Source organism: Mycobacterium sp. MMS18-G62 (assembly GCF_053877835.1).
Genome location: NZ_CM132662.1, coordinates 282,096 through 305,883, shown reverse-complemented (window position 1 = coordinate 305,883; position 23,788 = coordinate 282,096). Strand labels below are relative to the sequence as shown.

At 64.9% G+C, this 23,788-nt stretch carries 24 protein-coding genes; 21 read left to right on the top strand and 3 right to left on the bottom strand.

Going from position 1 to position 23,788, the window contains the following annotated elements; all coding sequences use genetic code 11:
- Positions 1-3 precede the first annotated feature (3 nt).
- The 12 genes from ACWW36_RS01495 to ACWW36_RS01440 all read left to right on the top strand — a co-directional run bounded on the left by ACWW36_RS01495 (position 4) and on the right by ACWW36_RS01440 (position 12,697).
- Entirely contained in the window at positions 4-477 is a 474-nt protein-coding gene (locus ACWW36_RS01495) for a VOC family protein (protein WP_456139850.1), read from the top strand.
- A 555-nt stretch (positions 478-1,032) separates the two neighbouring features.
- Positions 1,033-1,800: an MlaE family ABC transporter permease gene (locus tag ACWW36_RS01490; protein ID WP_456139849.1), complete on the top strand. Its 768-nt coding sequence runs from the start codon at positions 1,033-1,035 to the stop codon at positions 1,798-1,800.
- Complete coding sequence (locus ACWW36_RS01485) at positions 1,797-2,651, top strand: ABC transporter permease (protein ID WP_456139848.1); 855 nt, start codon at positions 1,797-1,799, stop codon at positions 2,649-2,651. The genes ACWW36_RS01490 and ACWW36_RS01485 overlap by 4 nt, the downstream gene beginning before the upstream one ends.
- A 3-nt stretch (positions 2,652-2,654) precedes the next feature.
- Positions 2,655-4,106 carry an MCE family protein gene (locus ACWW36_RS01480; RefSeq protein ID WP_456139847.1) on the top strand — a complete coding sequence of 484 codons (1,452 nt, stop codon included), beginning with the start codon at positions 2,655-2,657 and terminating at the stop codon, positions 4,104-4,106.
- Between the two features lie 35 nt (positions 4,107-4,141).
- Positions 4,142-5,173 carry a virulence factor Mce family protein gene (locus ACWW36_RS01475; RefSeq protein ID WP_456139846.1) on the top strand — a complete coding sequence of 344 codons (1,032 nt, stop codon included), beginning with the start codon at positions 4,142-4,144 and terminating at the stop codon, positions 5,171-5,173.
- Positions 5,170-6,504, top strand: coding sequence for an MCE family protein (locus ACWW36_RS01470; RefSeq protein WP_456139845.1), 1,335 nt, complete (start codon positions 5,170-5,172; stop codon positions 6,502-6,504). The genes ACWW36_RS01475 and ACWW36_RS01470 overlap by 4 nt, the downstream gene beginning before the upstream one ends.
- A complete protein-coding gene (locus ACWW36_RS01465; protein WP_456139844.1) occupies positions 6,501-7,817 on the top strand; it encodes an MCE family protein in 1,317 nt (438 codons plus the stop codon). Before ACWW36_RS01470 ends, ACWW36_RS01465 begins: the two co-directional genes overlap by 4 nt.
- Entirely contained in the window at positions 7,814-8,968 is a 1,155-nt protein-coding gene (locus ACWW36_RS01460) for a virulence factor Mce family protein (protein WP_456139843.1), read from the top strand. The genes ACWW36_RS01465 and ACWW36_RS01460 overlap by 4 nt, the downstream gene beginning before the upstream one ends.
- A 1-nt stretch (position 8,969) precedes the next feature.
- Positions 8,970-10,472 (top strand): MCE family protein, encoded by a 1,503-nt coding sequence (locus ACWW36_RS01455; RefSeq protein WP_456139842.1) that lies wholly within the window; start codon positions 8,970-8,972, stop codon positions 10,470-10,472.
- The gene (locus tag ACWW36_RS01450) at positions 10,436-11,131 is read left to right on the top strand and encodes an Mce protein (protein ID WP_456139841.1); all 696 of its coding nucleotides are present in this window, start codon (positions 10,436-10,438) and stop codon (positions 11,129-11,131) included. Before ACWW36_RS01455 ends, ACWW36_RS01450 begins: the two co-directional genes overlap by 37 nt.
- Entirely contained in the window at positions 11,128-11,790 is a 663-nt protein-coding gene (locus ACWW36_RS01445; protein WP_456139840.1) for a hypothetical protein, read from the top strand. Before ACWW36_RS01450 ends, ACWW36_RS01445 begins: the two co-directional genes overlap by 4 nt.
- A gap of 1 nt (position 11,791) precedes the next feature.
- Positions 11,792-12,697: an alpha/beta fold hydrolase gene (locus ACWW36_RS01440; protein WP_456139839.1), complete on the top strand. Its 906-nt coding sequence runs from the start codon at positions 11,792-11,794 to the stop codon at positions 12,695-12,697.
- On the opposite strand, the gene ACWW36_RS01435 is transcribed toward ACWW36_RS01440, so the two are convergent.
- A complete protein-coding gene (locus ACWW36_RS01435; protein WP_456139838.1) occupies positions 12,694-13,497 on the bottom strand; it encodes an SDR family NAD(P)-dependent oxidoreductase in 804 nt (267 codons plus the stop codon). The two genes, ACWW36_RS01440 and ACWW36_RS01435, sit on opposite strands and share 4 nt — an antisense overlap.
- Positions 13,498-13,520: 23 nt before the next feature.
- On the opposite strand from ACWW36_RS01435, the gene ACWW36_RS01430 reads away from it, so the two are divergent.
- Entirely contained in the window at positions 13,521-14,780 is a 1,260-nt protein-coding gene (locus tag ACWW36_RS01430) for a DUF1298 domain-containing protein (protein ID WP_456139837.1), read from the top strand.
- Between the two features lie 125 nt (positions 14,781-14,905).
- On the opposite strand, the gene ACWW36_RS01425 is transcribed toward ACWW36_RS01430, so the two are convergent.
- A complete protein-coding gene (locus ACWW36_RS01425; RefSeq protein ID WP_456139836.1) occupies positions 14,906-15,514 on the bottom strand; it encodes an NADPH-dependent F420 reductase in 609 nt (202 codons plus the stop codon).
- Positions 15,515-15,589: 75 nt separating this feature from the next.
- Between ACWW36_RS01425 and ACWW36_RS01420 the strand changes: the two genes are divergently transcribed.
- The 5 genes from ACWW36_RS01420 to ACWW36_RS01400 all read left to right on the top strand — a co-directional run bounded on the left by ACWW36_RS01420 (position 15,590) and on the right by ACWW36_RS01400 (position 19,626).
- Positions 15,590-15,913, top strand: coding sequence for a winged helix-turn-helix transcriptional regulator (locus ACWW36_RS01420; protein ID WP_456139835.1), 324 nt, complete (start codon positions 15,590-15,592; stop codon positions 15,911-15,913).
- A gap of 64 nt (positions 15,914-15,977) precedes the next feature.
- Positions 15,978-16,865: an NAD(P)H-dependent flavin oxidoreductase gene (locus tag ACWW36_RS01415; protein ID WP_456142331.1), complete on the top strand. Its 888-nt coding sequence runs from the start codon at positions 15,978-15,980 to the stop codon at positions 16,863-16,865.
- Positions 16,866-16,921: 56 nt separating this feature from the next.
- Entirely contained in the window at positions 16,922-17,452 is a 531-nt protein-coding gene (locus ACWW36_RS01410) for a DoxX family protein (RefSeq protein WP_456139834.1), read from the top strand.
- A 61-nt stretch (positions 17,453-17,513) separates the two neighbouring features.
- Complete coding sequence (locus tag ACWW36_RS01405; protein ID WP_456139833.1) at positions 17,514-19,256, top strand: DUF3556 domain-containing protein; 1,743 nt, start codon at positions 17,514-17,516, stop codon at positions 19,254-19,256.
- Between the two features lie 4 nt (positions 19,257-19,260).
- Entirely contained in the window at positions 19,261-19,626 is a 366-nt protein-coding gene (locus ACWW36_RS01400) for a hypothetical protein (protein ID WP_456139832.1), read from the top strand.
- Positions 19,627-19,733: 107 nt separating this feature from the next.
- Here ACWW36_RS01400 and ACWW36_RS01395 read toward each other — a convergent pair whose 3' ends face one another.
- On the bottom strand, positions 19,734-20,525 hold the full coding sequence (locus ACWW36_RS01395; RefSeq protein WP_456139831.1) for a FadR/GntR family transcriptional regulator: 792 nt from the start codon (positions 20,523-20,525) through the stop codon (positions 19,734-19,736).
- A gap of 170 nt (positions 20,526-20,695) precedes the next feature.
- On the opposite strand from ACWW36_RS01395, the gene ACWW36_RS01390 reads away from it, so the two are divergent.
- The 3 genes from ACWW36_RS01390 to ACWW36_RS01380 are packed head-to-tail and all read left to right on the top strand — an operon-like array spanning position 20,696 to position 23,786.
- Positions 20,696-21,841 carry a thiolase family protein gene (locus ACWW36_RS01390; RefSeq protein WP_456139830.1) on the top strand — a complete coding sequence of 382 codons (1,146 nt, stop codon included), beginning with the start codon at positions 20,696-20,698 and terminating at the stop codon, positions 21,839-21,841.
- Positions 21,838-22,638: a crotonase/enoyl-CoA hydratase family protein gene (locus tag ACWW36_RS01385; RefSeq protein ID WP_456139829.1), complete on the top strand. Its 801-nt coding sequence runs from the start codon at positions 21,838-21,840 to the stop codon at positions 22,636-22,638. Before ACWW36_RS01390 ends, ACWW36_RS01385 begins: the two co-directional genes overlap by 4 nt.
- A gap of 5 nt (positions 22,639-22,643) precedes the next feature.
- A complete protein-coding gene (locus ACWW36_RS01380; protein ID WP_456139828.1) occupies positions 22,644-23,786 on the top strand; it encodes an acyl-CoA dehydrogenase family protein in 1,143 nt (380 codons plus the stop codon).
- Positions 23,787-23,788 lie beyond the last annotated feature (2 nt).

Sequence of the window (23,788 nt, the reverse complement as noted above, 5' to 3'; positions counted from 1 at the left end):
CGCATGCCGTCGATCACGCCGTCTCTTTGGTTCGACAACAAGCTTGAGGAAGCCGCGCAGTTCTACACGTCGATCTTCCCGAACTCGTCGATCGAGCAGGTCAACCGGTACAGCGAGGCTGGACCCGGCAAGCCGGGGGACGTCGTCTCGGGCACGTTCGTGCTGGACGGTCACCGGTTCGTGGGTATCAACGGTGGACCGCACGACGCGTTCAACGACTCGGTCTCGTTCATGGTCAGCTGCAAGGACCAGGCTGAGGTCGACCACTTCTGGGACCGGCTGGTAGACGGCGGCGAGCAGTCGCAATGCGGCTGGCTCAGGGACCGCTACGGGCTGCGCTGGCAGATCGTGCCTGACCGGCTTTTCGAGCTGATCAACGATCCCGACCCTGCCCGCGCCGCCGCCGCGACGAAGGCCATGCTGGGCATGCGCAAGATCGTCATCGCCGAACTCGAAGACGCGGTCCGCGACGCGTAACCGTCAGCTCGCAGGCGGTTTGCCCGCATCGCCTCCAGACACGCCCGTGCGTTGGCTTCGAACGCTTGCTGGCCGTTGAGTTCGCCCGCCTGATCCGTGGCGGCGTCGATGTGGCTGCCGATGTCAGAGACCAGCGGCCCTAAGATGGCGAGAAACAGCCCCCTCTTCCCGCCGAAGTGGTGTTAGATGCTGGCGCCAGAGGCCCTTAGAAAGTTTGCTGTGCGGCCTGTGGAGGAATGTGTCTGGGGCTCGGCGTGGGACAACCGTTATCGAACTGTATGCCGCCCGAAATATCGAATTTCGGCCATACACCTGGCTTTTCATCGCTGGTTCACGTTGGCGCAGAAGCGATTCCGGTCCCGCTCATGGTGTACCAGGTGGCATTAGTGGCGATGGTCACGGTGGCTCGTCCTGTGTTGCTCGCTGCGAAAACGTTGGTGTACCGTTCATCGGTCAGCGCGTGTGTCGCGAGTCACAGCGAATGCGCAGCGGGCTAGGCACGTCGGAGGGAACAGCGGGCATGAGAACGAGGAGCCGCCGGGGAAGGGCCCGCTAGTGGTGGCGTCCAACGTTGTCGTCAAGCCGGTACGAGCCTTCGGCGGCTTTTACGCGATGGCACTCGACACGTTCGTGGCGATGGTCAAGCCTCCCTTCGCGTGGCGCGAATTTCTCTCGCAGTCTTGGTTTGTCGCACGGGTGTCGATCGTGCCGACGTTGATGTTGACGATTCCGTACACCGTGTTGCTGACATTCACGTTCAACATCCTGCTGACAGAGTTTGGCGCAGCGGACTTTTCGGGCACGGGCGCGGCACTGGGCACAGTGCGGCAGATCGGCCCGATCGTGACCGTCTTGGTTGTCGCCGGCGCCGGTGCCACCGCCATGTGCGCCGACCTGGGCGCGCGCACCATTCGCGAGGAGCTCGACGCCCTGCGGGTGATGGGTGTGAATCCGATTCAGGCCCTTGTTGTTCCGCGGGTGCTGGCGGCGACGTTGGTATCGCTCGCGCTCGCGGCGACCGTGATCCTGGTTGGCCTCGCGGGGGCCTACATCTTCTGCGTGTACGTCCAGCACGTTTCACCGGGTGCATTCGCTGCGGGACTGACACTGATAGTCGGTGCAGTGGATGTCACCATCGCCTTGGTAAAGGCGGCATTGTTCGGGCTTTCCGCCGGAATGATTGCCTGCTATAAGGGCATTTCCGTGGGCGGCGGTCCCGCCGGTGTCGGCAACGCGGTCAACGAAACCGTGGTCTTCACGTTCATGGCATTGTTCGCGATCAACATCGTCGCGACAGCCGTCGCTGTGAAGGCGACCGCATGACGGTTTCGAGGCCCCATTCCCAGTTCCCGTGGCTGAAAAGCCGCTTCCGAAGCGTGGCCGAGCCCTGGAACCGGCTCGGCAGCCAGACGAAGTTCTACGGACGAACACTGCGCTCGATTCACTACGCGTTCACCGATTATCGGGTCGAGATGATCCGGCTGATTGCCCAGATGGGTCTTGGCGCAGGCGCCCTCATCATGATCGGCGGAACGGTCGCGATCGTCGGGTTCCTGACTGTGACCACGGGAGCGCTTGTGGCCGTTCAGGGCTACACCGACTTCTCCGAAATCGGTGTGGAGGCGCTGACGGGATTCGCGTCGGCGTTCTTCAACGTCCGCCTGATCGCACCGGCGACCACCGCGGTCGCGCTGTCGGCGACCATCGGCGCCGGTGCGACCGCGCAACTCGGTGCGATGCGCATCAACGAGGAGATCGACGCGCTCGAGGTGATGGGCATCCGATCGGTGGCCTACCTTGCTTCTACGCGCGTGGTGGCCGGTCTGCTCGTCGTCATCCCGCTCTATTGCGTCGGTGTGATTGCGGCGTTTTGGGCGGCGAAGTTCGGCACCACCGTCCTCTACGGACAGTCGACGGGTGTGTACGACCACTACTTCCGAACCTTCCTCAATCCGGTCGATCTGATGTGGTCCTTCCTTCAATGCGTCGTGCTTGCCGTGGTGATCATGCTCGTGCACACCTATTACGGATTCACCGCACGGGGCGGACCAGCCGGTGTGGGGGAGGCGGTCGGGCGTGCGGTACGTACCTCGCTCATTCTCGCCGCGTTTGTTCTCGTCATGATGTCGCTGGCCGTGTACGGCCAGTCCGGAAACTTCAACTTGGCCGGGTAGCACATGGACAGTGACGAGGGCGGTCTGCATCCGGCGTGGCACACGCTGATCCTGGTGCTGGTCTTTGCCATTTTGATCTGGTTGACCTACGCGCTGTTCGCCGGCACGTTGAAGTCGACGGTTCCGGTGACGCTCACGTCGGACCGGGCCGGTCTGGTGATGGAGACGAACGCGAAGGTCAAGCTGCGCGGCGTCCAAGTGGGGCGGGTCGCAAAGATCACCGGCGGTAAAGAGCCCGTCGTGCTGAACCTGGAGATCGATCCCAGCCAGATCAAGTACATCCCCGCGAACATCGAGGCACAGATCCGGGCCACCACCGTATTCGGCGCCAAGTTCGTCGATCTCGTCTATCCCGAGGACCCCAGCGCGCAACGGCTGGAGGCGGGCCAGGTGCTGAAGTCCCGCAACGTCAGTACCGAAGTAAACACGGTGTTCCAGAACGTGGTTGAGGTGCTCAAGCAGATTGACACCGCCAAGCTCAACAGCACCCTGTCTGCGCTGGCCGAGGGCGTTCGCGGCCAAGGCGAGCGCATCGGCCAGGCCACCACTGATGCCAATCAGGTTCTGCTGCAACTCAATCCACGTAACGAGACGATCCGCGCCGACTGGCAGGCGCTCAAGGGCTTCAACGACGCGTACAGCGCTGCGGCGCAAGACATCCTGACCGTTCTCAACGCTGCCAGCACCACTAGCGCGACGATCACGAGCCACACCAAGCAGCTGGATGCCTTGCTGCTGGCCACCATTGGGCTTTCCAACAGCGGTATCAGCCTGCTGGCGCCGAATCAGGCCAACTTGATCAAGGCCATCAATGTGCTCGAGCCGACGACGGACCTGCTGTACAAGTACAACCCCGAATACACCTGCCTGCTCATGGGCGCGAAAACCATCCTGGATACCGGGGGTTACCAATCGGCTGGCGGCAACGGCCGAACACTCGTGCTCGACACCTCCCTGGCGCTCGGGGACGACCCATACCACTATCCGGACAACCTGCCGATCATCGGCGCCAAGGGCGGACCGGGCGGCAAACCGGGGTGCGGCTCACTGCCGGATGTCGCCAAGAACTGGCCGGTGCGAAACCTCGTCACCAACACTGGATTCGGCACGGGCATCGACTGGCGGCCGAACCCCGGCATCGGCTTCCCGGCATGGGCCAACTACCTGCCGGTCACCCGCGCGGTGCCCGAACCGCCGAGCATTCGTAACCTCTTCGGCGGGCCTGCGCCGGGGCCGATCCCCTATCCGGGTGCCCCGGCCTACGGTGCCGATCTGTATGCGCCGGACGGCACCCCACTGTGGCCAGGGCTTCCGCCTGCGCCACCGCCAATGGCGCCACGGGATCCGGGCGCAACACCAGGTTCGGAACCGTTCAAAGTGCAGGCGCCCGCCCAGATGCAACCGACACCGCTGCCGCCCGTTCCTCTTCCGGAATACGTCACCCCGTCGCCCTGACCGTCCCGTCCCTGCACCATGAAAGGTAACCAGTCATGAAAGAGAACCTGCGAGGCACCGCAGTGCGCCTTGCTGTCTTTCTGACTGTGTGCCTACTCGGCGTGTTCGCGCTGTATGCGGTCTTCGGCCAGCTGCGCTTCGGCGAGAAGACACACACCTACCGGGCCGCGTTCACCAACGTGACCGGGCTGCAAAACGACGACTTCGTCCGCATCGCCGGCGTCGAGGTCGGCCAGGTCAAAAAGGTTGCCATCCAACCCGATACGACGGCGATGGTCGAGTTCACCGCTAACGATTCGGTGGTGCTGACCGAAGGCAGCCGTGCCGTCATCCGCTACGACGACCTCATCGGCGGCCGGTATCTGGCCCTGGAGGAAGGCGCCGGCAGCACCAAGAAGCTCAACCCCGGCGACACGATCCCGTTGGCCCGTACGTCTCCCGCGCTGGACCTCGATGCATTGATCGGCGGGTTCCGGCCGCTGTTTCGCGCGCTGGACCCGGATCAGGTGAATGCGCTGTCCGGCCAGCTGATTGCCGCTCTGCAGGGCCAGGGCGGAACGATCAACTCGTTCCTGTCGCAGACCGCGGCGCTGACCACCACGCTGGCCGACCGCGATCAGTTGATCGGTCAGGTCATCGTGAACCTCAACACCGTGCTCGGATCGCTCGGTGACCAAAGCGACCAATTCGCGAAGGCCGTGGACGCGCTCTCCGAACTGGTGAAGGGCCTCGCGTCGCGCAAGGAGGATATCACCAACGGCGTGGCCTACACCAACGCCGCCGCAGCGAGCATTACCGACCTGTTGGCACAGGCCCGCCCACCCTTCGCCAAGACCATCCACGAGACGGACCGCGCCTCGGCGATCGTGGTGGCCGACCACGACTATTTCGACAACTTCCTCAACACCCTGCCGGACGCATATCAAGCGCTTGCGCGGCAAGGCATTTACGGCGACTTCTTCAGCTTCTACCTGTGCGACGTCGTGCTGAAGCTCAATGGCAAGGGGGGCCAGCCGGTGTACGTCAAGGTCGCTGGCCAGAGCACCGGGAGGTGCGCGCCACGATGAAGCCCTTCAGTGATCGCAATTTGTTTGTCATCGGCGCCATCGGGCTCGGCGTCACAATCGCCATCATCTTGGCGGCGGTCAACTACGACAAGTTGCCCTTCCTCAACCAGGGCAAGGAGTATTCGGCCTACTTCGCCGACGCGGGTGGGCTGATGGGCGATGCCGGCGTTCAGGTCTCGGGTTTCGAGGTCGGCAAGGTCCAGTCCATCGAGCTCGACGGGACGCGCGTGCTGGTCAAGTTCACTGTCGACAAGAACATCCGGCTGGGCGACCGCACCGAAGCGGCGATCAAGACCAAGGGTCTGCTCGGCACGAAGATCCTCGAGGTCACCTCACGCGGTGAGGGGCGACAGGACGGCACGATTCCCCTCGATCGCACCACGTCGCCGTACCAGCTGCCAGATGCGCTCGGCGAACTCGCTACGACCATCAGCGGTCTCAACACTAACCAGTTGTCGGATTCGTTAAGGGTGTTGTCAACGACATTCGCCGACACCCCGCCGGAGTTGAAGATCGCGGTCGAAGGTGTGTCTCGGTTCTCGCAAACGCTCAATGAGCGCGACGCCCAGCTGCGCGGCTTGCTCACCAACGCCGATAAAGCGACGACGGTACTGGCCGAGCGCAGTAACCAGGTGGTCAGCCTGATTGGCAATACCAACGCATTGTTGGCCGAGCTCGAAAGTCAAAGCGCCGCACTGGATCAGATCTCCGGGAACATCTCGGCGCTGTCGCAGCAGCTCCAGGGTTTCATCGGTGAGAACCGTGCGACGATGAGGCCCGCGCTCGACAAGCTCAACGGCGTGCTGACGATGTTGGACAACCGTAAGGAACGGCTGCAGAAGTCGCTTCATCTTCTGTCCGAATACTCGATGTCGCTGGGCGAATCGGTGGCATCCGGGCCCTTCTTCAAGACGTATGTCGCGAATCTGCTTCCGGGACAGTTCGTTCAACCGTTCATCGACGCCGCGTTCTCCGACCTCGGCCTGGATCCCAACACGCTGCTGCCGTCGCAACGTAGCGACCCGCAGGTCGGCCAGCCGGGGACACCGGCACTGCCGGTGCCCTACCCGCGGACGGGGCAAGGAGGCGAACCGCATCTGACGCTGCCCGACGCGATCACCGGCAATCCGGGTGATCAGGGTTGCGGTCCGCCAGGCTTGCCGCTGCCTGGACCTACCGGCTGCTACCCGTACCGCGAGCCGCTGCCTGCGCCGCCGCCCGGCGGTCCGCCGCCGGGACCGCCCGCGCTGCCGCCGCCGGGATTGGATTCGACGCCGCAGCCGACGCCGAGCCCCGTCATGGTGCCCGCACCTGGGGAGGCCGGACGATGAACCGCATTCGAAGGAGCTGGGTCGCCGTCGCCCTCGTCGTGCTGCTTGTCGCCGGCGTGGTCGCGCTGTTGCGGACCAGCGACACCATCAACCGCACGAACGTCGTCGCGTACTTCGAGAACAGCAACGGCATCTATGTCGGCGACGACGTCCGCATCCTCGGTGTGAACGTCGGCAAGATCACCGAGATCCAACCGCAGCCGGAGCGGGTGAAGATCTCGTTCTATTACGACAGCAAGTACAAGGTGCCCGCCGACGCGAAGGCCGCGATTCTGTCGCCGACGCTGGTCACCGCGCGAGCCATTCAACTCACCCCGGTCTACACGACCGGGCCGGTGCTGAAGGACAACTCAACGATCCCCCGGGAGCGCACTGCTGTTCCGGTCGAATGGGATCAGGTTCGAGCGCAATTGGAGAAGCTGGCCAACACCCTGCAGCCGACCGAGCCGGGCGGCGTGGCTCCGCTCGGTTCGCTGATCAACACCACCGCCGACAACCTGCGCGGCCAGGGCGCCAACATCCGTGACACCGTTATCAAGCTGTCGCAGGCGTTTTCGGCGCTGGGCGACCACAGCACCGATATCTTCTCGACCGTCAAGAACCTTGCGACCCTGGTGTCGGCCCTTCAGGACAGCACCAACCTGATGCGCCAGCTCAATCAGAACCTGGCCTCGGTGACCGGGCTGCTCGCCAACAATCCCAACGAAGTCTCAGATGCGGTAAGGGATCTCAACGCCGTCGTGCCACAGGTGCAGCAATTCGTCGCCGACAATCGCGAAACCTTGGGCACCACGTCGGACAAGTTGGCAGGGGTGACCCAGGCGTTGAACGACAGCCTTGCCGACGTCAAGCAGTTCCTGCACGTGGCGCCCAACACATTGCAGAACTACGTGAACATCTGGCAACCCGCCCAGGGCGCGGTGAGCAGCGTGCCGATGATCAACAACTTCGCCAATCCGATTTCCTTCCTGTGCGGCGCTATTCAGGCGGCGTCCCGGTTGGGCGCCGAGCAGTCGGCGAAGCTGTGCGTGCAATACCTCGCGCCGATCATCAAGAACCGGCAGTACAACTTCTTGCCCGTCGCGCAGAACATATTCGTCGGCGCCACGACGCGGCCAAACGAGTTGACCTACAGCGAGGACTGGATGCGTCCGGATTACATTCCGCCGCAGCCGCCGCCGGGTGCAGCGCCGCCGCCCGATGCCGCGTCGCCGCCACCGCCGGGTCCGCCGCTCGCCGCAGAAGCACCTGTTGCGACCAATCCCGCCGACGGCTTGACCGGGATGATGGTGCCGCCGGGAGCCGGATCATGATGCGGGCCAAGTGGATTCGGTTCGCGGCGGGAATGCTGGTGCTAGCCCTCGCGTTGGTGGGCTGCAGCAACTGGCGAGGGCTGAACTCAGTTCCGCTGCCTGGCGTGCAGGGCGTCGGCCCTGGCGCGTTCACCATCCAGGCGCAAATGCCCGACGTGGACAACATCGAACCGAACTCACGCGTCCGCGTCGGCGACGTGAACGTCGGCACCGTCAAACGGATCGAACGTCAGGGCTGGCATGCGCTGGTGACGATGGAGCTCAACGGCGACGTCCAATTGCCCGCCAACGCCACAGCCACACTCGGCCAGACCAGCCTACTGGGTTCACTGCACATCGAACTTGCGCCGCCGAAAGATGCGCCACCGCAGGGCAAGCTGCACGACGGCTCGCTGATCCCGCTGGCGTCGTCGGGCGCGTACCCGAGCACCGAGCAGACGTTGTCCGCGATTGCGTTGCTGCTCAACGGCGGAGGCATCGGCAACATTCAAGACATCACCGACGCGTTGAGCATCGCCTTCACCGGGCGCGAGGACGACCTGCGCAGCCTGATCGAGCAGCTCGACAAGGCCATCGGCTACCTGAACGACCAAAAAGACGACATCATCGCTGCCACAGAGAGCCTGAACAACCTGGTCGGCCAGCTCGCGGCGCAGAAACCCGTGGTAGACAAGGCATTAAAGACCATCCCCGACGCACTCGTGGTACTCAAGGATCAGCGCAACAACCTCTCTGAAGCACTCGCGCAGCTCGGCAAGTTCAGCGCGCTGGCCGCCGACTCTGTCAACCAGACCAAGGAAGCGCTCGTCAAGGAGCTCAAAGATCTTGGCCCAGTGCTGCAATCACTGGCCGACGCCGGCCCGGCGCTGACCCGTGCGCTGAGCTTCCTTCCCACATTCCCGTTCCCCAAGGAGACGCTGACCAACTGGATGCGCGGCGACTACGCCAACCTGACGTTGATTCTTGACCTGACGTTGAGCCGGATTGACCAAGGAATCTTCACGGGTTCGCGGTGGGAATGCGACTTGACCTGGCTGGAGCTGCAATGGGGTCGCACCATCGGCCAGTTCCCGAGCCCCTGCCTGGCCGGCGGCCCCGGTACCGCCGGCAACCCGCTGATCGCTCCGTACCGCTTCGATCAGGGGCCCTGACATGATTTTGACGCGACGCATCCTCATCCAGATGGCGATTTTCGCCCTGCTTGCGACGACCGCCCTGGCTGTCATGTTATTCGGCTACATGCGGGTGCAGGACATGCTCGGCATCGGGCAGTACCGCGTGACCGTGGAGCTGCCCGAGACCGGCGGCCTGTACCCGCGGGGCAACGTGACCTATCGCGGCGCGCAGGTTGGCACGGTGGAAAGCGTGCACCTGACGAATTCCGGTGTGCAAGCGGTCCTTTCACTCGACTCGAATATCAAGATCCCCGCCGACGTCGAAGCCGAAGTACACAGCGTGTCCTCCGTGGGCGAGCAATTCGTCCAGCTGAACCCGCGCAGCGGCAAAGGTCCGATGCTGACGAACGGCGACGTGATCCCCGAGGACCGCACCACCGTCCCGACGGATATCAACAAGGTTCTGACCGACACGACCCGCGGTCTGCAGGCGATTCCGCAAGGCAACCTGAAGACCGTCGTCGACGAGGCGTATGTGGCGGTCGGCGGACTGGGTCCCGAGTTACGCAGGTTGGTCAACGGCAGCACCAACCTGGCCATTGATGCGCGTAAGAACCTGGATCCGCTGACGACGTTGATCGACCAGTCCAAGCCGGTGCTGGACTCGCAGACAGAAACCGCGCCGTCGATCCAGGCCTGGGCATCGAACTTGGCCAGCATCACAACACAGCTGCAGAGCCAGGACTCGGCCGTGGCCGGGATCTTGGACAGCGGCCCAGGGGCTGCCGATGAGGTGCGTGCATTGATCGACCGGGTGCGGCCCACCCTGCCCATCGTGCTGGCCAACCTTGTCAGCGTCGGGGAAGTGGCCGTGACATATCAGCCAAGCCTCGAACAGCTGCTGGTGCTGCTGCCGCAAGGCACCGCCGTCACGCAGGCCGTCGGCGTGCACAAGCGGAACACGAAGCAGGACTACATGGGCGATGCGTTGACCTTCAACCTGAACCTGATGATCCCTGCGTTTCCTGCGCCGATACCGCTGCCGCCGCAGCAGCTGCCGCCGCCGTGCACGACGGGTTTCCTTCCCGCCCAGCAGCAGCGGGTGCCCACCTTCGAGGACTACCCGGACAGGCCACCGGGCGATGTGTATTGCCGCGTCCCGCAGGATGCGCCGTTCAACGTCCGCGGTGCCCGCAACATCCCCTGCGTGACGGTTCCGGGCAAACGCGCGCCCACGTGGCAGATGTGCGAAAGCAACCAGTATTACGTGCCGCTCAACGACGGCTACAACTGGAAGGGCGACCCGAACGCGACGCTGTCGGGCCAGGCCGTCCCGCAGCTCCCACCTGGGACGCCACCAGCACAAGCAGCTCCGCCGCCGGGCCCGGCGCCGCCGCCAGTAGCGGCCGCTGAATACGACCCCGCCACAGGCACGTACGTTGGACCGGACGGGCGTGTGTATACACAGTCCAACCTGGCCCCCCGCGCCACAGAGGAGCAAACATGGCAGACGATGCTGCTGCCCCCGAAGGGGAATTGAGCAAGTCGACTTCGGATGCCGAATCGACGGCAGTCGAGGAGAAGTCCAGCGCAGACGAACCCGAATCGGGCGTAGGCGAAACCACCGAGGCCGATACGGTCGACAGCGCCGAGGACGCCGGCGACGCCGAGGACGCCGACGAGGCGGACGAGGAACCGAAGCCTGCCAAGCCGCCGATGTCGCATGTGCGGTTGGCGACCATCATCGGGTTGGCTCTCGTGGTGGCGCTCGCCGGTCTGACTGGCTGGCTGGGGTTCCGCACTTACGAGTCGCACAAGGCCGATGCGCAACGCAAGCTGTTCCTACAGGTCGGCCGGCAGGGCGCGCTGAACCTCACCACGATCGACTGGGAGCACGCCGACGCCGATGTGCAGCGCATCCTCGACTCGGCAACGGGAACCTTCTATGACGACTTCCAGAAGCGGTCGCAACCCTTCGTCACGGTGGTCAAGCAGGCCCAGTCGAAGTCGGTCGGCACCATCGCCGAAGCCGGGCTGGAGTCCGAATCCGGCGACGGGGCTCAGGTTCTGGTCGCCGTGACCGTCAAGACCTCGAATGCCGGTGCGCCCGACCAAGCGCCGCGTGCCTGGCGAATGCGCATCTCCGTGCAGAAGGTGGGAGACGAGGCCAAGGTGTCAAACGTGGAGTTCGTACCGTGAACAAGCACAGCCAAGACGAGACCGCGAAGGAAGAAACCACAGTGCCGGCCGATACGGACGCCGAACAGGTCGACGAAGAAAAGGCCGCCGAGGAATCAACGGAAAAAACCGAGGAGTCGACGGACGTCGTCGACGAGTCGTCGGACAGCGCTGAGCCGGAAAAGCCTAAGCGGCGCATCAATTGGGGGCGAGTGGTCGCCTACGGGGTGTTGCCCGCGCTGGCGTTGATCCTGGCGCTGGGCGCTGGATACCTCAAGTGGGTGGACAATTCGGTGCGCGACAGCGACGTCGCCAGCATCGAGTCGGTGCAGGCCGCTAAGGACAACACGATCGCGATGTTGTCGTACAAGCCCGACACCGTCGAGCAGCAGCTTCAGGCCGCCCGCAGTCTGCTCACCGGCGAGTTCCGCGATTCCTACACGTCGCTGACCAACGACGTCGTGATTCCAGGCGCTAAGCAGAAGCAGATCTCCGCTGTGGCAACGGTTCCGGCTGCGGCGTCGGTGTCGGCCAAGCCCAATCACGCCGTGGTTCTGGTGTTCGTCAATCAGACCGTGGTCGTCGGCCAGGGCGCGCCGTCGGACACCGCATCCAGTGTGCGCGTGACGCTGGACAAGATCGACGGCCGCTGGCTCATCTCGAAATTCGATCCGGTATAGCGTGACCGAACCACAGTGGCTCGACGTTTCGACGCCCGCTGTGCAACTACGGGCATTGACGTGGGGTCCGTCGGACGCGCCAATTGCCGTGTGTCTACATGGTTTTCCCGACACCGCCTACGGATGGCGCAAGGTAGCGCCACTGTTGGCAGCCGCGGGATGGCGGGTCGTCGCGCCGTTCATGCGCGGCTACGTGCCGTCGTCGTTACCGACCGACCGCAGTTACCACGTCGGTGCGCTGATGGACGACGCGTTGCGGGTGCTGGAGGCGGCGGGCCCGACGGGACGCGACGTGATCATCGGGCACGACTGGGGCGCCATCGCCGGCACGGGACTGGCCGCAATGCCCGACAGCCCCTTCACCAAAGCCGTGATCATGTCGGTTCCACCGTCCGCCGCGTTCCAGCCGCTGGGCAAGGTTGAACACCCGGGCCGGCTCGCCGCACTGCTACCGCGTCAGCTGATGCGCAGTTGGTACATCATGTATTTCCAATTGCCCTGGCTTCCTGAGCGTTCAGCGTCGTGGGTGGTGCCCCGGCTGTGGCGGCAATGGTCGCCCAACTATCGCGCCGACGAAGATCTTCGCCACGTCGATGCCGCCATCGGCACACCGGAGCGGTGGCGCGCCGCACTCGGCTACTACCGCGCGACGGTGCGGAACACCCGTCCGCCCGCGCAATACGCCGAACTGCACAAGTATTGGCTCGAGGCGCCGAGGCTGCCGACGTTGTATCTGCACGGCACCGACGACGGCTGTGCGACACCGGATTACGTCCACTGGGTGGAGAAGATCCTGCCGGACGGCAGTGAGTTGGCGATCGTGGACAAGGCCGGTCACTTCTTGCAGCTCGATCAGCCTGACGTCGTCGCACGGCACATCGTCGACTTCATCGGGCAGGCGGGCTAGGGCTTCTTCAAGCCGGGATGATTGCGGGCGATCAGCGGCAGCAGCAACCGCCGCGGCCCGTGCTGATAGAACATCGACGCGATCCGGTTGGGCGCGCCGGGAATGATCACGGCCTTGCCCGACGCCAACCCGTCCACAGCCGCCTTGGCCACCGCGTCGGCTTCCTTCCACAGGAACTTCGGCAGCGACTTCTCGGCTTCTTCATCGGGAATGCCGGCGGCCTCACCAAACCCGGTTCGTACCGGACCGGGGCAGAGCGTGGCGGCGGTGACGCCCGTGCCGCGCAGCTCTTCTCGCATCGCCTGGGTGTAGGACAGGACGAACGCCTTGGCCGCGCCGTACGACGCCTGGCCAGGCACGGGGCCGAACGCGCCGACCGATGCGACGTTGAGCACCGCTCCCCGTCCGCGCTCGACCATCGCGGGCACGAATCTGCTGCAGAGGTCGACCACTGCGGCGACGTCGACCTCGATCAGGTTGAGTTCGGCCTCCGGATCCGAATCGGCGACCGGACCCAGCGTGGAGAGCCCCGCATTGTTGATCAAGACTTCGGTTATGACGCCGAGAGCGGCCACCTGGTCGGGCAGGCTCGCGCGCTCGTCGCGGTTCGAGAGATCGACGGGCAGGACGTGTGCCATCCCGTTGAGTTCTTCGGCCAGGACCTGCAGGCGATCGGCCCGGCGCGCAACCAGAACCAATCTATAACCACGGCAAGCGAATTCGCGGGCGATCTCCTCGCCGATTCCGGAGGACGCACCGGTGACGACGACGACGCCGTCGCCGCGTGTAGGCGGGAGCATGGGGCAGAGCCTAGCCTGAGGGCATGACGGTCCGTCGGCTCTCAGCAGTCGATGCGCAAACATATTGGATGTCGGCCAAGATTCCCAACGATCAGTTCCTGCTTTACGGCTTCGCCGGGACGCCGGACATCGAGCACGTCGTCGGTGTGATCCGGGAGCGAGCGCGGGGTTGTCCGGAGCTGCGACTGCGGGTCCATGAGCGCGGCTTCTTCAGCTATCCCGCATGGGTGATCGGCGACCTGCGACCCGACCAGTTCGTCGTGCACGAGCCCGCTGACACCAGCTGGGCCGGATGTTTGGCAGCAGTCGCGCGGTTGGATGAGGACCAGCTGGACGCACGCGCGATGACGTGGCGGCTGCATGTGTTCGAGGGTGTCGAAGGGCTGCCTGGCTCGACGAGGGGCACGGTGGCCGTCCTGCAGGCTGCGCACGCGCTTGCCGACGGCATCCGGTGTTCGGCGCTGGCCGCGTGGCTGTTCGGGCGTGCAGCGCAGGTGCCTGCCGTGACGGCGCCGCCGCCGTTTCGTGCCGCGGCACTGCCGTGGCGGAGCTTTCGCGCCGCGCGCATGCATCGGCAACTGGTCCGCGACACCAAGGCGGGAATTGTTCCGCCGCAAGCCGATCCGCGTCCTGCACTGCGCAGTAATGCACGTCCGTCAGGGACGCGCATGGTCCGTACCGTCGTTCGTCATCGCAGTCAGATCCCCGGCCCGACCGTCACGGTCGGCGTGCTGGCGGCGATCTCGACCGCGCTGTCTGGCCATCTGCGCGACCTTGGCGATGACACCGCTGCGCTAGGTGCGGAAGTTCCGATGGCGAAAGCCGTTGTGCGCCAGTCGCATAACCACTTCGGAAATGTCGGCATCGGCTTGTATCCCGAGCTGGAGCTCAGCGAACGAATGACGCGCATCGCCGAGGATCTCGCGCTACGTCGTCGCCGGGCAGCGCACCCGGCGATGCTGGCGGCCAGTCAAGCATCCGCCGCGGTTCCGGCGCCGCTGCTGCGGTGGGGCGTCGAGCAATTCGACCCGACGGTGAGGTCGCCGGCGGTGACCGGCAACACGGTGGTGTCCAGCGTCAACCGCGGAGCGGCCGACCTGCATTTCGGCGAGGCACCCGTGGTGCTGACGGCCGGCTATCCGGGGCTGTCACCGATGATGGGGCTGACGCATGGTGTGCACGGGATCGGGGACACCATCGCCGTCAGCGTGCACGCGGCCGAGTCGGCGGTCGGTGACGTCGACGCGTACATGGGCCGGCTGGACGCCGCCCTGGGCACCTGAGACTCACCGCGGATGCTGCCACCGAGATCGACAACATGGCTGCTCAATCCAGTACTAAGCCAGGCTTTCACAACCCTCATGTCGATCTCGCGGATAGCTTCTGCACGAGGTACCCCCCGAAGGGACTAGCCGCGTAGGAGTCCGAACGCCCAGTTGGTGCCGAAGCCCCGCCGCAAGGCAAGGTGAATCCAGATCAGCGCGTAAGGCTCGAGCAGCCGCGCCAAAGTGAGGTCGCCCGCGTCGACCGTCTCGAAGCCCAGCTGTGTCACCAGCTCGGAGGTCACCTGCTTGGCGGTCTCGTCGTCGCCGCAGATGAACATGACCGGTGCGCTTGGCAATTGGGGATGGTCCATCATCGGCGCGCCGATCTGGTTCATCGCCTTGCACACGCGTGCGCCGGGCGCCCACCCCGCGACCTGCTCGGCTCCCGACGTCGTGTGCCCAACTTCCAGTGCGGCGAAATCGGGCGTGAGCGGGTTGGTGCAGTCGATGAGCACCTTGCCGCTCACGTCACCGCAGGCCTCGACGGCCTGCTGCGTGCCCTGCCACGGCGTGCACAACACGACCACATCGCTGGAGGCGGCTGCCGCGTCGTTTGTGGCGGCTGGAGAGTCGAGGTCCGCGTACTTGGGATCGTCGGGGGAGCGGACGCCGTAGGTGATGTCATGGTCGGAGCGCCACGCACCGCCGAGGGCGCGTCCCACGTTGCCGGCTCCGATGATTGCGATCTTCATCGGCGTTACGCTACGGCCGAGGGCGGTCGCTGATAAGAACGCACTTTGAGGTGAGCTACTGACCGGGAGGTTGGCATGGACGATCAGTTCGGATGCCCGGTGGAGGCCACCCTCGCAGTCATCGGTGGCAAGTGGAAGGCCGTGCTGATCTTCCACATGATGCACACCGGACCGCACCGCTTCGCCGAGTTGAAGCGCAAGACGACGGGGATCAGTGACCGCGTACTGACCCGGCAACTGCGCGAGTTGGAGACCGACAGGATCGTCCGTCGCCAAGTGTTCGCCGAGGTGCCGCCGCGCGTCGAGTATTCGCTGACCGAATACGGCGAGTCGCTGCGGCCGGTCACCGAGGAGATGTGTCGGTGGGGCAAGCGGCACATGGCTGCCGGCGTGGCGTAGCACGTTGCCGGCGAATCGATTGACTGATGCCTTGGGCATCCGTCACCCCATCATCTCCGCGCCGATGGCATATGCGGCCGGCGGTGCGCTTGCGGCGGCGGTCAGCCGCGCTGGCGGGCTCGGCCTCATCGGCGGCGGGTACGGCGACGCCGAGTGGATCGATGAGCAGTTCGACGCGGCGCGCGGCGAGCGAGTCGGCATCGGCTTCATCACGTGGTCGGCCGCCAGGAAGCCGTCTGTCGTGAGCGCCTCGCTACGCCACAAGCCGGCCGCGGTCATGCTGTCCTTCGGGGATCCGATGACCTTCGCCGCCGAAATCCACGCTGCCGGTGCGCGTCTCATCTGCCAATGCCAGAACCTCGCGCATGTGCGCGCCGCACTGGATGCTGAGGCGGACATCGTGGTGGCACAGGGCTCGGAGGCCGGCGGACACGGTGCTGACCGTGGCACCTTCACGCTCGTCCCCGAGGTGGCCGACATGTTGGCCCGTACCTCACCGGACACCTTGCTCGTCGCCGCGGGCGGAGTGGCCGACGGCCGAGGCTTGGCGGCGGCGTTGGCGCTCGGCGCCGACGGTGTGCTCGTCGGTACGCGACTGTGCGCATCGCAGGAATCATTGGTCAAGCCGCTGCACAAGCGGGCGATCATCGAGTCCGACGGCGATGCCACGCTGCGCACCCGTCTGGCGGACATCGTGCGTGAACTGCCTTGGCCGGCGGAGTTCACCGCCCGCATCCACCGCAATGCGTTCGTCGACCGGTGGCACGGCCAAGAATCGGAGCTCCAACGCCGGGCCGCGGTCGAGGGTCCCCGCTACCTGCAGGCATTCGCCGACGGCGACCCCGAGGACACCGCCGTCTGGTTCGGCGAAGCCGCTGGACTCATCGACACGATCGAGCCGGCGGCCACGATCATCGAACGCATGGCGGCCGACGCGGCGAAGTTGCGCTAAGGCCGTCGCGGCGGGGGGCTGGGCGACCGCTTAACACATGGCCTAGATTTTGTTGCATGACTGACCACACAGCCATCGACACCGGACTGCTGATTCTTCGGGTGGTGCTCGGTCTGACCATGGCCGCACACGGCTACAACAAGTTCTTCGGCCCGGGCGGACTGAAGGGCACCGCGGGCTGGTTCGACAGCATGGGCATGAAGCCGGGCATGTTCCACGCCCGCGTCGCCGCCTCGACGGAGATGTCGGCCGGGCTCGGTCTGGCGGCCGGCTTGCTGACGCCGATTCCCGCGGCAGGCTTCGTCGCACTGATGCTCGTCGCGGCGTGGACCGTGCACCGGCCCAACGGCTTTTTCATCGTCAAGGAAGGCTGGGAGTACAACCTGATCCTGGCGGTGACGGCGGTGGCAGTGGCCACGGTCGGGCCGGGCAAGTTCAGCCTCGACTACGCGCTGTTCCACAGCACCGGCTTCTACGACTACCTGCACGGCTGGTGGGGTCTGCTGATCTCGGCCGGGCTGGGACTCGCCGGCGGCATCGGGCAGCTGGTCATCTTCTGGCGGCCACCAGCCAAGGCCGAGGCTTAGGTGTAGCGCGCCGAGCCAAACCGATTCCGCGCCGCTAGAACACGTTCTAGTCTTGGTGCCCATGGGATTCCTGAAGCAGGACGCACCCGTCGTCGACTACGAGGAGTGGCGCAAGGGCACGCGCGCCGAGAAGATCGTGCCGATGGCCCGGCATTGGGCCGAGGTGGGCTTCGGGACTCCGGTCGTCCTGCACCTGTTCTATGTGGTCAAGATCCTGCTGTACATCCTCGGCGGGTGGTTGTTCACACTGGCCACCAAGGGCATCGACGGGTTCACCAACGTGGCGTCGTGGTACGCCGAACCGATCGTCTTCGAAAAGGTCGTGCTCTACACGATGCTGTTCGAGGTCATCGGGCTCGGCTGCGGTTTCGGCCCGCTGAACAACCGGTTCTTCCCACCCATGGGGTCGATCCTGTACTGGTTGCGGCCCAAGACCATTCGGCTGCCACCCTGGCCGAACCGGGTGCCGCTCACGAAGGGCACCACCCGCACACCCGTGGATGCCGCGCTGTACGGGGCGCTGCTCGTGATGCTTCTGGTCGCGTTGTTCTCAGACGGCACCGGGCCCATCCCGGCACTCGGCACCACCGTGGGCGTGCTGCCGCTGTGGCAGATCTGGACGATCCTCGGTCTGCTGGCGGTGCTCGGTCTGCGCGACAAGGTGATCTTCCTGGCCGCCCGCGGCGAGGTGTACGCGTCGCTGACCGTCGCGTTCTTGTTCACCGGCGCGGACATCGTCATCGGCGCCAAACTCGTGTGCCTGGTGATCTGGCTCGGCGCGGCGACGTCGAAGCTCAACAAACATTTCCCGTTTGTGATCTCGACGATGATGAGCAACAACCCGGTGTTCCGCCCGCGGTGGATCAAACGCAGGTTCTTCGAGCATTTCCCCGACGATTTGCGGCCGGGACGGCTGTCGCGGTGGCTGGCACACTTCAGCACCGCGATCGAGGGACTCGTCCCGCTGGTGCTGTTCTTCTCCCACGGCGGTTGGCCGACGGCGATCGCCGCATTCGTGATGCTGTGCTTCCACTTCGGCATCCTGTCGTCGATACCGATGGGGGTGCCGCTGGAATGGAACGTGTTCATGATGTTCTCCGTGCTGGCACTGTTCGTCGGCCACGCCGGAGTCGGATTGGGCGACCTGCAGAGCCCATGGCCGATCGTGTTGTTCCTCGTGGTGGCCGGCACGGTCGTCATCGGAAACCTGTTCCCCCGCAAGGTGTCTTTCCTGCCAGGGATGCGCTACTACGCGGGGAACTGGGATACCGGGTTGTGGTGCGTCAAACCGTCGGCCACGGAGAAGATCGAGGCAAACATCGTGTCGATCGCGAGCATGCCCCAGGCGCAGATGGAGCGGTACTACGGCAGCCCCGAGACCGCGCAGATGTACCTCTACATGGGATATGCGTTCCGCGCCTTCAACACTCACGGCCGCGCGATGTTCACACTCGCGCACCGCGCGATGGTCGGCCAAAACGAAGACGACTACGTGCTCACCGACGGCGAGCGGGTGTGTTCGACGGCCATCGGCTGGAACTTCGGTGATGGCCACATGCACAACGAGCAGCTGATCGAGGCGCTGCAGGAGCGGTGTCACTTCGAGCCCGGTGAGATACGGATCCTGTTGCTCGACGCGCAACCCATTCACAAGCAGAGGCAGGAGTATCGGCTCGTCGACGCCGCCACCGGCGAATTCGAAAGGGGCTACGTGAAAGTCGCGGACATGGTGACGCGGCAGCCGTGGGACGACACCGTCCCGGTGCACGTGACGTGGGAAAAGGACAGCGCCGACGCCACCTGAACCGGTGTCTGTCTGGTACGACGAGACCGGACAGTTGATGAGCGAGCTTGGGCCCGTCGACAGCAACTGTGTCGTGCGGGTGATCAGCGGGCACTGCCCCGACCGACCCCAATGCGTGCTGCTGTACAGGCCGCCGGGTCCGCGGCTGCTCTACGGCAGCGAGCTGATGTCAGAACTCGACGATGAGCGGGGTATCTACCTGGAAACTCATGCCAAACAGCTTGCAGAGGACCTCATTTCGATCACCGTCGATCATGTCGGGGCCGAAGGGGATGAGGGCGGCTGGCGTTACCGGCTGCTGCCGATGCGATGGAAGACCGAGCAGGGACTGGCGGACACCGCCACGCGCCTAGCGGTCTGGCCGGACTAGGGCCACATCGCATGATGCCCAGCTATGGGCGACTTTGTCGCCGTCGACGACATTGTCGCCGCTAGCCGGGAATCTGGCGGATAGTGGTCGGGAGGTCGGTGCCCACGTTAACCGACGACGTCGCGGACCTTGACGCTCTCCATGCCCTGCAACAACAGACCACGTGCGACGTCGAGGTGCTTACGCCAATGCGCCTCGGCCGCCGCGCCATCGCCCGAGCGCAACAACCGCATCAACTTCCGATAGGACCGCATCAGCTTGTCGTAATCGGCCTTCGACACCGGACGATTTTCCTTGAAGGCGAATGCCGTGTGCCGCACCGTGATCTCGTGCAGCATGCCCGCCATGATGGCAAGCGTCGCATTGCCCGACAGCTCCACCACCCGACGGTGGAAGTCACCGGTCGTTTGCGCGAGACGGTCCGTCTGCCATCCATTCGGAATGGACTCGGCGAGCAGCTGTTCAAGCTCGTCGAATGCCTCCTCGGACCCGGATTCGGCCAGCAGGCGCGCGGCCATCGGTTCGATGCCAGCGCGTGCCACCATCACGTCGGCGATGGTGGCGCCGGACAACTCCAGCAGCAGACCGGCGGGACGCGCCACGATCTCGGGCCCGGGTACTCGCACGCGGGCGCCGGTGCGCGATCCCCGTCGCACCTCCACGAGGCGCTCGGATTCCAGCACCCGCACCGCTTCACGCAGGGTCGGGCGGCTCACGCCGAAATGGGCCATCAGCTCGGCCTCGTTGGGCAGGAAGTCGCCGTCCTTGAGCTGGCCGTCGACGACCATGCGGCGCAGCGTGCCCGCGACGAGCTCAGCGGTCTTCGGTGATCGGACGGCTGCACTCGCCGGCACGGCGTCAGGGCCGATCATCGGCGCCAGCGGTGTGCTTCGCGTCACAAACATCTCCCCAAACAGTGGTTCTCCGAGCTATGCAACTCAGTAAACCATGTCGTGCACGCCCCGACGCGGCATGAACGAGGCCCGCAGCCTACCAACCAGTAGGTTGACCTAGTAAACCTTGTTCGTTTACGTTCGGAGTACACCACACATATCTGAAGGAGAGCTCCATGGCTGAAGCAGTGATCGTCGAGGCGGTGCGGTCGCCGGTCGGCAAGCGCAACGGTGGACTATCGGGTGTGCATCCCGGCGAGCTCTCCGCACAGGTCCTCAACGGCCTGGTTGAGCGCGCCGGAGTCGACCCCGCCATCGTGGACGACGTCATCTGGGGCTGCGTCATGCAGGCCGGCGAGCAGGCGCTCGACATCGCCCGCACCGCCGTGCTGGCGGCCGGCTGGCCCGAGAGCGTCCCTGGCGTGACCGTCGACCGGCAGTGCGGTTCGAGCCAGCAGTCCGTTCACTTCGCGGCGGCGGGTGTGGTAGCCGGCCACTACGACGCGGTGGTCGCCGGCGGTGTCGAGGTGATGTCGCGCGTGCCCATGGGTTCCTCGCTGGCCAACGGCGGCCATCCGTACCCCGAGGCCTTCCGCAATCGCTACACCCAGACGCCGAACCAGGGCATCGGCGCGGAGATGATCGCCGAGCAGTGGGGCTTCGACCGCACCGCGCTTGACGAGTTCTCGCTCGGCTCTCACGAGAAGGCCGCGGCAGCACAGGATTCGGGTGCCTTCGACGACCAGATCGTCGCGATCAAAGACCAAGACGGCAACCCAGTGCTCAAGGACGAGGGCATTCGTCGCGGCACCACCATCGAGAAGATGGGTCAGCTCAAGCCCGCGTTCAAGGAGGACGGCGTCATCCACGCCGGTAACTCGTCACAGATCTCCGACGGCTCGGCCGCACTGCTGTTCATGTCGGCCGAGAAGGCGAAATCGTTGGGCCTCAAGCCGATTGCGCGCGTGCACACCGCGACGCTGGCCGGCGCCGATCCGGTGATCATGCTGACCGCGCCGATCCCTGCCACGCAGAAAGCATTGAAGAAATCCGGGCTGCGAGTCGAGGACATCGGTGTGTTCGAGGTCAACGAGGCGTTCGCACCCGTGCCGCTGGCGTGGCTGAAGGACATCGGCGCCGACGAGAAGAAGCTCAACCCCAACGGCGGCGCGATCGCGTTGGGTCACCCGCTCGGCGGGTCCGGTGCCCGCATCATGACGACCATGCTGTACCACATGCGGGACAAGGGAATTCAGTACGGCTTGCAGACGATGTGCGAGGGTGGCGGACAGGCCAACGCCACCATCCTGGAGCTGTTGTGACAGAGACCGTGACGTCGCCCGGCGCTCTGGTCGAGCGCCGCGGCAGTGTCATGGTCATCACGATCAACCGTCCAGAGGCCCGCAACGCCATCAACGCCGCGGTCAGCATCGCGGTCGGCGAGGCGATGGAACAGGCCCAGCAAGATCCGGACGTCCGCGTCGTGGTGATCACGGGCGCCGGCGACAAATCATTCTGCGCCGGAGCCGATCTCAAGGCGCTCGCCAAGGGCGAGAACATCCTGCATCCCGACAAACCCAAGTGGGGTTTCGCCGGATATGTCCGCCACTTCATCGACAAGCCGACCATCGCCGCGGTCAACGGCACCGCGCTGGGCGGCGGCACCGAATTGGCGTTGGCCAGCGATCTCGTCGTTGCCTGCGAAAGCGCGAAATTCGGTCTGCCCGAAGTGAAGCGGGGTCTGATCGCCGCCGCGGGCGGGGTGTTCCGGCTTGTCGACCAGCTTCCCCGCAAGGTCGCGCTGGAGTTGATGTTCACCGGTGAGCCGATGTCGTCGGCCGACGCGTTGAAATGGGGCCTGATCAACGAGGTCGTGCCCGACGGCACCGAACTCGACGCCGCGCTGGCGCTGGCCGAGCGGATCACCGTGAACGCACCCCTGGCGGTGCAGGCCAGCAAGCGGGTAGCCGTCGGTGTCGACGACGGCGTCATCACCGACGATGAGGCTGGCTGGACGCGCACCATGCGCGAGGTGGCCGAGTTGATGAAGTCCGAAGACGCGAAGGAAGGGCCACGGGCGTTCGCCGAAAAGCGCCAGCCCGTATGGAAAGCGAAGTAGACACGATGAAACGAACCGTATTCGAACCCGAGCACGAAGCTCTGCGTGAAACCACGCGCCAGTTCATCGAAAGCGAGCTGGTGCCCAACGCCGAGAAGTGGGAAGCAGAGCGCATCGTCGACCGGTCGGCGTTCGTCGCCGCGGGCAAGTACGGGCTGATCGGGTTCAACATGCCCGAAGAGTATGGCGGCGGCGGGTCCGACGACTTCCGGTTCAACGCTGTGATCGATGAGGAGCTGGCGCGCTACGGCGGCCCCGCGCCGTCTTTGAGCCTGCAAAACGATGTCGTCGCACCGTATTTCAAGCACCTGTCCAACGAGGAACAGTTGAAGCGCTGGATGCCCGGCATCGCCAGCGGCGAAATCATCGTTGCCATCGCGATGACCGAGCCGGGTGCGGGCAGCGACCTTGCGGGGATCCGCACCTCGGCGGTACGCGATGGCGACGACTGGATCGTCAACGGCTCCAAGACATTCATTTCGTCGGGCATCAACTGTGACCTCTGCGTGGTGGTCTGCCGTACCGACCCCGAAGCCGGCCACAAGGGCTTCACGCTCCTGGTGGTGGAACGTGACATGGAGGGCTTCACCCGCGGCCGCAAGCTCGAGAAGATGGGCCTGCACGCCCAGGACACGTCGGAACTTCACTTCGAGAACGTCCGCGTGCCTGCGGCCAACGTGCTCGGCCAGGAGGGTCGCGGTTTCTATCACCTGATGCAGAATCTGCCGTCGGAGCGACTCGGTATCGCGATCTCAGCGATCGCCGGCGCCCGCGAAACCTGGCGCCAGACAGTGCAATACGCCAAGGACCGCAAGGCGTTCGGCCAGCCGATCGGCAGCTTCCAGCACAACCGTTTCCTGCTCGCCGAGATGGACACCGAACTCGACGTCTCCGAGCAGTTCATCGACCGATGCCTGCAGGGCGTGGTCGACGGCGATCTGTCCGCGGTCGAGGCGGCCAAGGCCAAGTGGTGGTGCACCGAGACCGCGAAGAAGGTCATCGACGGCTGCGTGCAGTTACACGGCGGCTACGGCTACATGATGGAGTACCGCGTCGCGCGCGACTACGTCGACTCGCGCATCCAGACCATCTTCGGCGGCACGACCGAGATCATGAAGGAGATCATCGGCCGCGACCTCGGCCTCTAGAA

What these genes read in the sequence shown, in the direction of transcription:
- ACWW36_RS01495 (WP_456139850.1), top strand. Translation starts at nt 4, where the DNA reads ATGCCGTCGATCACGCCGTCTCTTTGGTTCGACAACAAGCTTGAGGAA.
- ACWW36_RS01485 (WP_456139848.1), top strand. Translation starts at nt 1,797, where the DNA reads ATGACGGTTTCGAGGCCCCATTCCCAGTTCCCGTGGCTGAAAAGCCGC.
- ACWW36_RS01480 (WP_456139847.1), top strand. Translation starts at nt 2,655, where the DNA reads ATGGACAGTGACGAGGGCGGTCTGCATCCGGCGTGGCACACGCTGATC.
- ACWW36_RS01475 (WP_456139846.1), top strand. Translation starts at nt 4,142, where the DNA reads ATGAAAGAGAACCTGCGAGGCACCGCAGTGCGCCTTGCTGTCTTTCTG.
- ACWW36_RS01470 (WP_456139845.1), top strand. Translation starts at nt 5,170, where the DNA reads ATGAAGCCCTTCAGTGATCGCAATTTGTTTGTCATCGGCGCCATCGGG.
- ACWW36_RS01465 (WP_456139844.1), top strand. Translation starts at nt 6,501, where the DNA reads ATGAACCGCATTCGAAGGAGCTGGGTCGCCGTCGCCCTCGTCGTGCTG.
- ACWW36_RS01460 (WP_456139843.1), top strand. Translation starts at nt 7,814, where the DNA reads ATGATGCGGGCCAAGTGGATTCGGTTCGCGGCGGGAATGCTGGTGCTA.
- ACWW36_RS01455 (WP_456139842.1), top strand. Translation starts at nt 8,970, where the DNA reads ATGATTTTGACGCGACGCATCCTCATCCAGATGGCGATTTTCGCCCTG.
- ACWW36_RS01450 (WP_456139841.1), top strand. Translation starts at nt 10,436, where the DNA reads ATGGCAGACGATGCTGCTGCCCCCGAAGGGGAATTGAGCAAGTCGACT.
- ACWW36_RS01435 (WP_456139838.1), bottom strand. Translation starts at nt 13,497, where the DNA reads ATGCTCCCGCCTACACGCGGCGACGGCGTCGTCGTCGTCACCGGTGCG.
- ACWW36_RS01430 (WP_456139837.1), top strand. Translation starts at nt 13,521, where the DNA reads ATGACGGTCCGTCGGCTCTCAGCAGTCGATGCGCAAACATATTGGATG.
- ACWW36_RS01425 (WP_456139836.1), bottom strand. Translation starts at nt 15,514, where the DNA reads ATGAAGATCGCAATCATCGGAGCCGGCAACGTGGGACGCGCCCTCGGC.
- ACWW36_RS01420 (WP_456139835.1), top strand. Translation starts at nt 15,590, where the DNA reads ATGGACGATCAGTTCGGATGCCCGGTGGAGGCCACCCTCGCAGTCATC.
- ACWW36_RS01415 (WP_456142331.1), top strand. Translation starts at nt 15,978, where the DNA reads ATGGCATATGCGGCCGGCGGTGCGCTTGCGGCGGCGGTCAGCCGCGCT.
- ACWW36_RS01410 (WP_456139834.1), top strand. Translation starts at nt 16,922, where the DNA reads ATGACTGACCACACAGCCATCGACACCGGACTGCTGATTCTTCGGGTG.
- ACWW36_RS01405 (WP_456139833.1), top strand. Translation starts at nt 17,514, where the DNA reads ATGGGATTCCTGAAGCAGGACGCACCCGTCGTCGACTACGAGGAGTGG.
- ACWW36_RS01390 (WP_456139830.1), top strand. Translation starts at nt 20,696, where the DNA reads ATGGCTGAAGCAGTGATCGTCGAGGCGGTGCGGTCGCCGGTCGGCAAG.
- ACWW36_RS01380 (WP_456139828.1), top strand. Translation starts at nt 22,644, where the DNA reads ATGAAACGAACCGTATTCGAACCCGAGCACGAAGCTCTGCGTGAAACC.